General features: G+C 63.2%; 10 protein-coding genes. 4 read left to right on the forward strand and 6 right to left on the reverse strand.

Annotated features, from left to right (window positions below):
* On the forward strand, positions 1 to 2,450 hold a 2,450-nt coding region (locus tag IH971_09120), incomplete at its 5' end, for an ATP-dependent helicase (GenBank protein ID MCH7497999.1).
* Positions 2,447 to 3,145, forward strand: coding sequence for a 7-cyano-7-deazaguanine synthase QueC (gene queC, locus IH971_09125; protein ID MCH7498000.1), 699 nt, complete (start codon positions 2,447 to 2,449; stop codon positions 3,143 to 3,145). The genes IH971_09120 and queC, both read left to right, overlap by 4 nt.
* Before the next feature lie 77 nt (positions 3,146 to 3,222).
* Here queC and groL read toward each other — a convergent pair whose 3' ends face one another.
* From groL to IH971_09140, 3 genes are all read right to left on the reverse strand, one after another.
* Positions 3,223 to 4,851 carry a chaperonin GroEL gene (groL, locus tag IH971_09130; GenBank protein MCH7498001.1) on the reverse strand — a complete coding sequence of 543 codons (1,629 nt, stop codon included), beginning with the start codon at positions 4,849 to 4,851 and terminating at the stop codon, positions 3,223 to 3,225.
* A 39-nt stretch (positions 4,852 to 4,890) separates the two neighbouring features.
* Entirely contained in the window at positions 4,891 to 5,175 is a 285-nt protein-coding gene (gene groES / locus IH971_09135) for a co-chaperone GroES (protein MCH7498002.1), read from the reverse strand.
* A gap of 236 nt (positions 5,176 to 5,411) precedes the next feature.
* Entirely contained in the window at positions 5,412 to 5,849 is a 438-nt protein-coding gene (locus tag IH971_09140) for a dUTP diphosphatase (GenBank protein ID MCH7498003.1), read from the reverse strand.
* A gap of 152 nt (positions 5,850 to 6,001) precedes the next feature.
* Between IH971_09140 and IH971_09145 the strand changes: the two genes are divergently transcribed.
* Positions 6,002 to 7,000: an isoaspartyl peptidase/L-asparaginase gene (locus IH971_09145; protein MCH7498004.1), complete on the forward strand. Its 999-nt coding sequence runs from the start codon at positions 6,002 to 6,004 to the stop codon at positions 6,998 to 7,000.
* A 217-nt stretch (positions 7,001 to 7,217) separates the two neighbouring features.
* Here IH971_09145 and IH971_09150 read toward each other — a convergent pair whose 3' ends face one another.
* The 3 genes from IH971_09150 to IH971_09160 all read right to left on the reverse strand — a co-directional run bounded on the left by IH971_09150 (position 7,218) and on the right by IH971_09160 (position 10,737).
* Positions 7,218 to 8,828, reverse strand: a complete 1,611-nt coding sequence (locus tag IH971_09150) for a phosphoglycerate dehydrogenase (protein ID MCH7498005.1) — start codon at positions 8,826 to 8,828, stop codon at positions 7,218 to 7,220.
* A complete protein-coding gene (locus IH971_09155) occupies positions 8,825 to 9,916 on the reverse strand; it encodes an alanine--glyoxylate aminotransferase family protein (protein ID MCH7498006.1) in 1,092 nt (363 codons plus the stop codon). Before IH971_09155 ends, IH971_09150 begins: the two co-directional genes overlap by 4 nt.
* A gap of 197 nt (positions 9,917 to 10,113) precedes the next feature.
* Positions 10,114 to 10,737: a LysE family transporter gene (locus IH971_09160; GenBank protein ID MCH7498007.1), complete on the reverse strand. Its 624-nt coding sequence runs from the start codon at positions 10,735 to 10,737 to the stop codon at positions 10,114 to 10,116.
* A gap of 177 nt (positions 10,738 to 10,914) precedes the next feature.
* Between IH971_09160 and IH971_09165 the strand changes: the two genes are divergently transcribed.
* Positions 10,915 to 11,173: hypothetical protein (locus tag IH971_09165; GenBank protein MCH7498008.1), on the forward strand; the 259-nt coding region annotated here is incomplete at its 3' end.

Consider the following 11,173-nt stretch of genomic DNA (forward strand, 5'->3'; position numbering starts at 1 on the left):
AGGCTGGGCTGGTGGACTATGGCGATATGATCTATGAATGCTGGCGGCTGGTTGCCTCGCGGCCGGAAGTTTTGGGTGTCCTTCAGGAGCGCTATGCCACGATCGTCGTGGACGAGTTTCAGGACAACAATTTTGCCCTGAACACGATTGTGGCGCGGCTGGCCGCACAGCATCATAGCGTGACAGTGGTTGGAGACGACGACCAGAGCATTTACCGCTTCCGAGGCGCCGGCAGCTACAACCTGCGCGATTTCAGGCAGCGCTATCAGGACCAATCCGACTACGCCGAGATTATCCTCGCTGAAAACTTCCGATCCACCCAATCCATCCTGGACCTGGCCAATGCCGTGATCAGTCATAACACGCGTCGGCACGACAAGCGCCTCACGGCGTCAAAAACCACACCGCGCCCCAAGGTCGTGGCCTTCCCAGTGCTGGCAGTGGGCTCAAAACGTGCGCAGGCCGACTACGTAGCCACTGAGATCCATCGTCTGGTGAGCACCGGGGAGCGCCGCCCCGATGAAGTCGCCGTCCTGGTGCGCACAAACAGTCAGGCAGCTGAAATTGTCGCTCGGTTGGCCCAGCACGATGTAACGTGTCAGGTCAACAGCGTTGATTTCTTCCGCTTGCCGGCCATCCGGACCGCTCTGGCCTGGTGCCAGGTGGTGGCCCGGACGCCGGACGCACCGGCGGGCCTGTACCGACTGCTGCAAAACGAGGACGCAAGCATAAGCTGGCGGCTGGAGGACGTTGAACCCTATGTGTTGGGCGACGAGGAAGCTCCCACTCGCGGTGCGGAAGTACCCTTCGTGGGCTGGGCCCAGGCCGTTCCGCTGGTCGTCCGCATTCGGGCTCTCATGCAGGATAATGCGACAGAGAACGCCGGTGCGATGGTGGAGCGCATCCTGGTGGCCAGCCGCCTGTACCGGCAGTACTTCAGCGCCGGCTTCCGGGAAGATAGCCTGGCCATCGCCAACCTGAATCTGCTGCTGGAGTCCGCCCGTGATTTCAGCCAGCGCCACCAGGACAATTCTCTCGGGCAGTTTGTTCAGTATGTGACCGTGATGCATGAGGCCAACGCGCTACCGGCGCGGCTGCCCGAGGCGCTGTCTGCCGACGCTGTAAGCGTGCTTACCGTCCACGCCGCCAAAGGGCTGGAGTTCCGGACGGTGTTTATCCCCTTCCTGCAGAGTGGCAGGTTCCCGCTCAACTACCGCCCCCCGAGAGAGGTGGATGCCCCGCCAGCTGCATGGCGCCGGTGGGAAACCCGCGGCGAGCCGGATGGCAAACTGGCCCACATCGAGGAGGAGCGCCGGATTTTCTACGTTGCCATCACCCGGGCCCGAGAACAGCTAACCGTCCTTACCACACCTGATCGGCAGGCGCCATTTGTGCGTAACTTGCCGGAGGGGGTGGTCATGATAAAGCAGTTGCCGGAGGACGAGGCCCAACCTGATGGGGGCGCGAAGGGTAGCGCCTACAGGACGGAACTGAGGCAGCGCCTGGCCCAGGAGCTGGGCCGGGGCGCGTTCAAGCAGGCCCACGTGCTGGTGGACGCTCTGCAGCTGGTAGCGGAGCACGAGGCCGGTCAGGCCCCCGATCTCAGCGTGCATCCGCTCAGCGACGAGTTGCAGCGGCGGCTCTCGGCAGCTCCCGCGCCCGAGCCGGAGCCATCAACCATCACCCTCTCCGCCAGCAGCGTGGAGACTTACGAAACCTGCCCGCTGCAATACCGTTTCGCCGAGGTGGACAAGATTCCCACCCGGGACAGGCCCTACCTGCGGTTCGGCACCATCATCCACGAGGTTTTGGAAGCCTACCACCGGCCGGACAGGACCGAGCCGCGTCCGGGCATGGCGGAGCTGCTCAGGGAAAAGTGGCGCAGCGAGGGCTTCACCTACGCTCAGGAGGAGACCCAATACAGGGAGGATGCCGCCGCGCTACTCGCCACATACGAGCAGCGGCTTCAAGGAGCAGAGCCGCCCGTGCTCGCGGTGGAGCACAAATTTGAGCTCGATCTGGACAACGTTCGCATCATCGGACGGATCGACCGCATCGACCGGGACGAGGCCGGCAATATTACTGTCGTGGACTACAAGACATCACAGAAGAGGAAGTCGGAGCGCGAGGCGCGGCAGGCACCCCAACTGCCCATGTATGCCCTCTATCTTGCCCAAAGCGATGAGCTTGCAGGGCAGCGGCTGGGACCGGGGCGCCAGGAGTTGCTGTACTACTTCCTGCGGTCGGATGACCCGGAAGTGCGGGTCACCTTCAGCGCTGCAGAGCTGGCCGAGTTCCAGGAACGGGTGGCGCAGGTTGCTGACCATGTCCGCAGCAGGGACTTTCCCTATCGGACCGGCTATCATTGCAACTACTGCGATTACAAAGACCTGCTCTGCCCCGCGTGGGAGACGCCTGACGGCACGCCTCGTCAGGACGCCGGCGAATGACGGCCACGTCCGGCGGCCAGGCTGCGCCCGGTGCAGTGGTGCTCGCTTCCGGAGGACTGGATAGCTGCGTGAGTGTGGCCTTGGCGGCCCAGGGTTTTGAGCTGGCCCTGTTGCATGCAGACTACGGGCAGCGCACGGAGCGGCGTGAGCGCCAGGCCTTTAATGATATTGCCGCGCACTACGGCATTCCACCCCAGCGCCGCATGGTCGTGGACCTGCGCCACCTGGGAGCCATGGGCGGCTCAGCGCTCACGGACACCGGCCTGGTCGTACCGGACGCCGACCTCGCCAACCCGGACATCCCGGTGACCTATGTGCCCTTCCGTAACGCCAACCTGCTCTCCGCAGCGGTGAGCTGGGCGGAGGTGCTTGGCGCGCAGGCCGTCTATGTAGGGGCGGTGGAAGAGGACAGCAGTGGCTATCCCGACTGCCGCCGGGAGTTTTTCGATGCCTTCGAACGGGCCGTCGAGGCAGGGACACGTCCGGAGACCCGTATCAGCATCTTGACGCCTCTGATCCATCTGCGCAAGGGAGCGATCGTTCGCAAGGGCGTTGAGCTGGACGCCCCCCTGCATCTGACGTGGAGCTGCTATCAGCGGGAGGACCGGCCGTGCGGGCACTGTGACAGCTGCGCGCTCAGGGGCCGGGGGTTCAGGGATGCCGGCGTCGCGGACCCGTTGGCGTCCGGCAGCTGACGCAGGTCAACAAAAACGAGACGGCCCCGAAAAACCGGGGCCGCCTGGTTCGTTGGCGTATTTACGAGGGCCGGCCGCTAGTACATCCCGTCCATTCCTCCGCCCGGAGGCATCGCCGGTAACTTGTCGTCTTCCTTTTTCTCAGCGACAAGGGCCTCGGTGGTGATCAGGAGGCTGGCCACACTGGCTGCATTCTCCAGAGCGGCACGGGTGACCTTGGTTGGGTCAATGATACCCATCTTGTACATGCTGCCAAACTTGTCATTTTGGGCATCGTAGCCGTAGTCATTGCCCTTGTTGTCCCGTATCTGGGCGTAAATAACCGATGCTTCCAGACCCGCATTGAGGAGGATTTGGCGCAGGGGCATTTCAAGGGCCTTCTTAAGGATACGGGCTCCGGTGAGCTGATCGCCCTTGAAATCTTTCTCATCGATGGCGGTGATGGCTCTCACCAGCGCGGTACCTCCCCCGGCAATGATGCCCTCTTCCACCGCGGCGCGGGTCGCGTGGAGAGCGTCCTCAACCCGGGCCTTTTTCTCCTTCATCTCCACTTCGGTGGAAGCGCCCACGCTGAGCACGGCCACGCCGCCGGAGAGCTTGGCCAACCGCTCCTGGAGTTTCTCTTTGTCATAGTCGGACGTGGTCTTGTCGATCTGCACCTTGATTTCGTTGATGCGGGCGGTGATCTCATCCGTGGTACCGCCACCCTGGATGATGGTGGTGTCATCCTTATCGATGACCATGCGCTTGGCTGTGCCCAGATAAGACAGCGTGGCGTTCTCCAGCTTGTAACCCTGCTCCTCGGAGATGACCGTACCGCCGGTGAGCACGGCGATATCCTGGAGCATGGCCTTGCGGCGGTCGCCAAAACCGGGCGCTTTCACCGCGGCCACCTTGAGCGAGCCGCGAATCTTGTTCACCACCAGGGTTGCCAGGGCCTCACCTTCCAGGTCCTCGGCAATGACCACCAGCGGCTTGCCTGACTGCGCCACCTTTTCCAAAATGGGGAGCAGATCCTTCATGGCGCTGATTTTCTTCTCGTGGATCAGGATGTAGACATCCTCGACCTGGACTTCCATGGCTTGGGGATCGGTGACGAAATAAGGGGACAGGTAGCCCCGGTCAAATTGCATGCCCTCCACGATCTCCAGCTCGATGGTGGTGGATTTGCCTTCCTCGACGGTGATGACGCCGTCGTTGCCAACTTTCTCCATGGCCTCGGCGATGCGATTGCCGATGACTTCGTCGCCATTGGCCGAAATCGTACCCACCTGGGCGATCTCATCCCTGCCACCCACATCGCGGCTCTGGGTTTTAAGCGAAGCGACCACGGCCTCCACAGCCTGGTCGATGCCCCGCTTCAGATCCATGGGGTTGGCCCCCGCCGTCACGTTTTTCAGCCCCTCGGCCACGATGGCTTGGGCCAGGACAGTGGCGGTGGTGGTGCCATCGCCAGCCACATCCGAGGTCTTGGAGGCCACCTCGCGCAACATCTGTGCGCCCATATTCTCATAGGGGTCCTCCAGCTCGATCTCCTTCGCAACGGTCACGCCATCCTTGGTAATGGTAGGAGCACCAAATTTCTTATCAAGGACCACGTTGCGGCCCTTGGGGCCAAGGGTCACCCTCACAGCATCAGCCAACTGGTCCACACCCGATTTCAGCGCGCGGCGGGCATCAGCATCATAAGCTATCATCTTCGACATGGCTTGGATTCTCCTTCTAGAAAATTTAAATCTTACGGGTTACAGAATAGCGAAAATATCGTTTTCGCGCACAATCAGGTAATCTTCATCCTCATAGGTGATTTCGGTGCCAGAATACTTCCCATACAGCACCTTGTCACCCTTTTTGACCTGGGGCTTGATCAGCTCGCCGTTATCGGCCGCTTTTCCCGGCCCCACTGCCACCACCTCGCCCTGTTGGGGTTTTTCCTGCGCGGTGTCGGGCAATATGATCCCGCCCTTGCTGACTTCCTCTGCCTCAGCCGGCTTGACGACAACGCGGTCTTGAAGGGGCTTCAGTTTCATCGAATCTTTCCTCCGTTTACGGGCAACGAAATTGCGTCTTGAATTTCATTCGGTTTGCAAGTTATCTGTGTAAAATCCCATTCTGCGCTGTTTTGCGGCAGGATTGGGCAGCAAGGAATTTACTCGCGCTCCGTTGAGGGGAACAAGCCTTTCTTAGCACTCTTTAGGCGTGAGTGCTAAAGTACGCGGTGAGCCCACTGATCCCCTCAGGCAGACTGCCCGCCATGCCGCGCCGTTCAGCTCCCGGTGCTGCCGAAGCCGCCGCTCCCCCGGGCGCTGGTGGACAGCTCATCGGTGAGTTCATATTCGATGGGTGAGCCGTCCATAGCCACCAGTTGAAACAGGCGGTCGCCCCGGTGGACGGTATGCGCCGCAGGCTTGATGTTATCGCAGACCGCCAGCAGTTCGCCGCGGTAGCCGCCATCGATAAGACCAATGGAGTTGGCCATGCGCAGGGGCGTTTTCGAGATGGAGGAGCGGGGTATGAGCAGATAGGCGCGGCCGTCAGCGGGTTCGCACTGAATGCCCAGGGGTATGGGCTGGGTCTCCCCCGGTGCAAAGGTCTGATCATCCAGGACGAACAGATCGAGTCCGGCGTCACCGGCATGGAAGTGGCCGTGGTTGCGGTACATAGCGCGGGCCAGGGGGTGGACGGGCTTGAGGTAGAGTTTCATGAACCGGGGCGGTTTGATGTTACAGCGGAGCCGCGCCGGTCGACAGCAATATTGAGCCTGGCTTCCGGGTTCCGGCAAGCGCCGTGACAGCTTTGAATGGCCGGCTCCCGCCCCGTAGCTTCCGCCACCCAACTAATAAATTGGAGCGCAACATGGCCATGCCAAAACACCGTTCGTACAGGCAGATATTCGCTTTGACCCTGGGGCTGGCAACGTGGAGCTGCGGGGGTGAGTCCGCCCGGCGGATCGAATACGGCCTGGTGATCCACGGCGGCGCCGGTACCATCACGCGGGAGAGCCTGTCGCCGGAGCTGGAGAGCGCTTACCGGGCCAAACTCGCGGAAGCCCTGCAAGCGGGCTACGCTGTATTGAGCACCGGCGGAACGGCGCTGCTGGCTGTAGAGCAGGCCCTGGTGGTGCTGGAAGACTCACCGCTGTTTAACGCCGGCAAGGGGGCCGTCTTTACCAGTGCCGGCACCAACGAGCTGGACGCCTCCATCATGGACGGTGCTAGCCTGCAGGCGGGGGCGGTGGCGGCCGTGCGGGGCGTGAAGAACCCCATTCGGCTGGCCCGCATGGTGATGGACGCCACCCCCCACGTCCTGCTCGGCGGGGACGGAGCCGAGCAATTTGCCCGGGAACAGGGTCTGCCTATGATGCCGGCTGAGTACTTCTTCACCCAGCGGCGGTGGGACGCGCTGCAGAAAGCCCAAGGCCGTGGCAAGCCGGCCCGGGAGCAGGGCACCGTGGGTGCCGTGGCCCTGGACCAGGGGGGCAATCTGGCCGCCGGAACCTCCACGGGTGGGTTGACCAACAAACGCCTGGGGCGCATCGGCGACTCGCCCATCATCGGGGCCGGGACCTACGCCGACAACCAGACCTGCGCCGTCTCCGGCACCGGCCAGGGGGAGTATTTCATCCGCGCCGTGGTGGCCCACGATATCGGGGCCCTCATGGCCTACCAGGGACTGACAGTGGTGGAAGCGGCCCGCGAGGTGGTGATGGAGAAGCTGGTGGCCCTGGGCGGCACGGGCGGGGTCATCGCCCTGGACCGGGAGGGCTACATCGCCATGCCGTTCAACACGGCGGGCATGTACCGGGGGTACGTGGACGAGGCCGGCCGGGTGGAGGTGGCAATTTACCGGGACTGATCCCGCCAGGCCCTCAAAGACCTGGCGGAAGCCGACTCCTACCTGCGCCTCCCGTGCACCAGGATGGCCGTTGCCATAGCGGAACTCGAGGATCCGTTTGTGGTCTGAGTCGATGCGCTCAAGGGTGAGCCGCTGTGGGCGCTGGACAATGGCGATCGTCCGCCGGCATGCCCAAAACCATCCGCCGCTCGCCGTCCATCGGCGCACGACCGCCGGATCACAGCCGCACCTGTTTCACGGACATGATGCCATCCAGGTCGCCGAGGGCGGCTAATTGGCCGGCGGTGGGGGCGCCGTCGAGCTTGATCACCAGGTAAGCATCCTCGGCGCTGCGCTCGCGGCTCAGCAAGGCATCGCCGATATTGACGCCGAAGCCCCCCAGGGTGGTGCCAATGCGGCCCAGCACACCCGGGGCGTCGCGGTTACGGATAAACAGCATGACCCCTTCCGGCTGCAGCTCCAGGTGGTAGCCTTCAATTTCCACGATGCGCAAATGGCGGGCACCGAACACGGAGCCGGCCATGGATTTGGTACCCTCGCCGGTCTCCAGCTCCACGCGTACGAGATTGGCATAACCGGCATCGGCAGACTCGTAGCTGTGGGTAAAGGCGATGCCGCGCTCACGGGCCACGGCGCCGGTGTTGACGAAGTTGAGGCGGGAGTCGAGCATATGCTCAAGCACGCCGCGCAGGGCCGCCAGGGCAATGGGATGGGGGTCTTCCAGGGTGCCGGAGCAGGTTACCCGCACCGCCGTGGGGCTGCCCTCCAGCAGCTGCGTGAGGATACGGCCCATGGTGGTGGCCAGGGTGAGGTGCGGCTCCAGCTGCTTGAGCAGAGCCATGTCGGCCACGGGCATGTTCAGTGCGCCGCGCAATTGACCCTCCAGTAGAAAGTCGGCCACCTGCTGGCAGATGGTGAGTGACACCCCCTCCTGAGCTTCGCGGGTGGAGGCCCCCAGGTGCGGGGTGAGCAGCACGTTTTTAGCCTTGAGCAGGGGGTTATCGGCGGCTAGGGGCTCGTCCACGAAGACATCGACAGCGGCTCCAGCGAGGGCACCGCTGTTCAGTGCAGCGGCCAGGTGGGCCTCGTTGACGACGCCGCCCCGGGCGCAGTTGATGAGCCGGGCGGTGGGCTTCATCTGTTGCAGGCGGGTGGCGTCCAGCATATCGCGGGTCTCATCGTTGAGCGGCACGTGCAGGGTAACAAAATCAGACTGGGCCAGCAGTTCGTCCAGGCTTACCAGGCGCAGCTCATCGGTGGCCACCATGCCAGGCGGCGCGTAGGGGTCGTGGCCCAGCAGCTGCATGCCCAGTGCGCGGGCGTAGCCCAATACCAGCCTGCCGATGCGCCCCAGCCCGATGATGCCCATCGTTTTGCCTCGGAGTTCCACCCCCTGGAGGGCCTGCCGGTCCCACTGGCCGGCCAAAAGCTGCCCGTGTCCCAGGTGGATGTTGCGGGCGAGGGCCATGATCATGGCCAGGGTGTGCTCCGCCGCCGAGGTGGTGTTGCCATCGGGGGTATTCATCACCACGACGCCCCGGAGCGTGGCCACCTCCAGGTCGATGTTGTCCACCCCCACGCCGGCCCGCCCCACCACCTGGAGGTTGTCGGCGCGGTTAAGCAGCTCGGCATCGACCTTGGTACCGCTGCGCACCACCCAGCCGTGGACAGATCCTACCTCGGCCAGAATCTGCTCAACGGGGACGTTCCCCCCCTGAGCCTGGGGATCGTCTGCGGCGGACACCAGGTTAATGACCTCCAGACCGCGCCGACTGAGCTCTTCAAGGCCTGCGGCTGATAGTGGATCCGTAACCAGGACGCGCTTCAAGCGGTCACCCCCTCCCCCGCCAGCACTTCGTCGAAGGCCTGCAGGAACTCCGCCAGGTCGGCGGGCATGACAGCGCCCATATGGGCGATGCGAAAAACCTCTCCCCGCAGCCGGCCGTAGCCCCGATCCATGCGATAGCCCCGGGCTTCCAGGGCGTCATAGGCCCGGTCCAGGTCCCAGCCCTGCACGTTTCGAATGGCGGTCAGGGTAACCGATTCGTAGCCCGCCTCGGGAAACAGACCCTGGCCATGTGTTTGCGCCCATGCCCGCGCCGTGGCGGCCATCTGCCGGTGACGCTCATAACGGGCGGCCAGCCCTTCCTGGCGGATGGCACGGAGAACGGCCCGGAGTCCATACAGGTGCGGCAGGGACGGGGTGGTGGGCGTTTGCTGTTTCTGGTAATAGTTGTCATATACAATGAAATCGAACAGATAGCCCTTGCCCGCCATGTCCGTAGATCGCTCGAGGGTGGCCGCAGACACCGCGCAGACGGTGAAGCCGGGCGGCAGGCCCCAAGCCTTCTGGACCGAGGCAAAACAGGTGGCCAAGCCCCACTGGGCCACATTGAGTTCGACGGCGGCCATGGAACTCACGGCATCCACGTGCAGCAATACGGCGGGATATTTTGCCTGCACCAGGTGAGCAATATCTTCCAGCGGATTCAGCACCCCCGTGGAGGTCTCATTGTGCACCAGGGTCACCACGTCGTAGCGACCGGATCTGAGGGCCTGGTCCACGTCATCCGGGGTAATGGCAAAGCCCCACTCCCGTTCCAGGGCATCGCAGGGCAGGCCGCACGCCTGGGTTACTTTGTGCCAGCTCGCCCCAAACGCGCCGTTGACCAGATTGAGGCACCGCTTCCGGACGCTGTTGCGCACGGCCGCTTCCCACGTGCCGGTGGCGGGATGGGAGCAGAGAAACACCTGTTTTGCCCCCAGGAGCTGCTCCACGCCCGTGGTCACTTCGGACCACAGCCGGGAAAACTCGGGGGTGCGGTGCCCCAGGGGAGGCCCGGTCATGGCCGCGAGGGTATCCGGCGCTACCGGGGTAGGGCCGGGGATGAACAGCTTCAGGGGCTGGGGGTCCATGGCCGGACAAAGTTAGGGCGGGCAGGGGATGGGGGCAATGGCATGCGGGGACGAGCCGTCGACCGAATCGGCCATCGCCTGTCGAGTCAGACCGGCCGCAACGTGCGCACAGCCGCACAGGGCACTCCAAGCCGGTAAATCGCAACGGGGTCAGGTGGACGACATCATATTGATTGCGGGGCCAGCGCATGGGCACTTCAAAGTGCCGGGTTGGAAAGGGCCCTGGTGAGAATGCGGATGGCCAGCCCCAGAATGATGCCACTGCCCACCAGGCGTGCCCCCATGGAAAACTTGGACGATACGATGTTACGGGCGAAAGAACCCAATCCGGCCAGCAGGGCCTGCCAGGACAGGGAGGCGCTGCCTACCCCGATGACGAAGACGGCCCCCTGATAAAGCCCCAGCTCTGCCCGGTCCGACAACCCCAGCACCAGGGCAGCGAAGTAGACGATGGTCATGGGATTGACCAGGGTCAGGCCCAGGAACTGGGCATACATGGTGAGGGGGGCGCATTCCTGGGCGGACTTTTCAACGCGGGCCGTGGCACCAAAGGCCTTGCGGAGGCCATTGAGGCCGATGATGATCAGCACCGCAGCGCTGAGGACCCTCAGTGGGGTCTGGACGGGCTCCAGAAGGACCACCATGACGCCCCCGCCGACGACGGCCACCAACGCGAAGAGGGTGTCGGCGGTAGCGGCGCCGGCCGCAGCCATCGTACCGGTGCGGAAGCCACAGCGCATACTCATGTCCACAATAAGCACGGATATGGCGCCCACGGGAATGGCGATGCCGTAGCCTGCGATGAGTCCGTCAAGGAACACGACCGCCTAGGACGGCCTGCACGAAGATAAAGAAGTTTGAAGTCCATGAGTTACGGGTATGATATTCATAGAGCTTCGCAAGATTTAGGACGTCACGCCAAGCATGGTGAAAACGCTCAGAGGACGTTACTATTGTTCGGCACTGTTCTTGCTCCACATTACGCTGGAGACGGTAGCATGTATTGGGCAGTAAATCTGATTCTTATGGCGGCACTGACGGCCGGCGGGATCGGCTACCGCTCCAGCATCGTTCGCTCCCAGGCGGTCATATACTTCCCGGACAGGCATATTGAGCAGGTGCGCGTCGTCCATCACGGTGACAACTTTTGTCCGCTCAACTGCAAGGTGCAACACCGTCATCGGGTCCACGATATTCGCTGGTCATGCGCCGCTGCAGCCCCCTGCGAGCATTTCACCGTGCTGCATGTTGTTTATC

It is taken from the genome of Candidatus Neomarinimicrobiota bacterium, assembly GCA_022560655.1.
In the GTDB taxonomy this organism is placed as follows: Bacteria; Fidelibacterota; Marinisomatia; order SCGC-AAA003-L08; family TS1B11; genus JADFSS01.

Coding starts and splice junctions, on each gene's coding strand:
- IH971_09145 (MCH7498004.1), top strand. CDS start 6,002: ATGGCCATGCCAAAACACCGTTCGTACAGGCAGATATTCGCTTTGACC.
- IH971_09140 (MCH7498003.1), bottom strand. CDS start 5,849: ATGAAACTCTACCTCAAGCCCGTCCACCCCCTGGCCCGCGCTATGTAC.
- queC (MCH7498000.1), top strand. CDS start 2,447: ATGACGGCCACGTCCGGCGGCCAGGCTGCGCCCGGTGCAGTGGTGCTC.
- groL (MCH7498001.1), bottom strand. CDS start 4,851: ATGTCGAAGATGATAGCTTATGATGCTGATGCCCGCCGCGCGCTGAAA.
- groES (MCH7498002.1), bottom strand. CDS start 5,175: ATGAAACTGAAGCCCCTTCAAGACCGCGTTGTCGTCAAGCCGGCTGAG.
- IH971_09155 (MCH7498006.1), bottom strand. CDS start 9,916: ATGGACCCCCAGCCCCTGAAGCTGTTCATCCCCGGCCCTACCCCGGTA.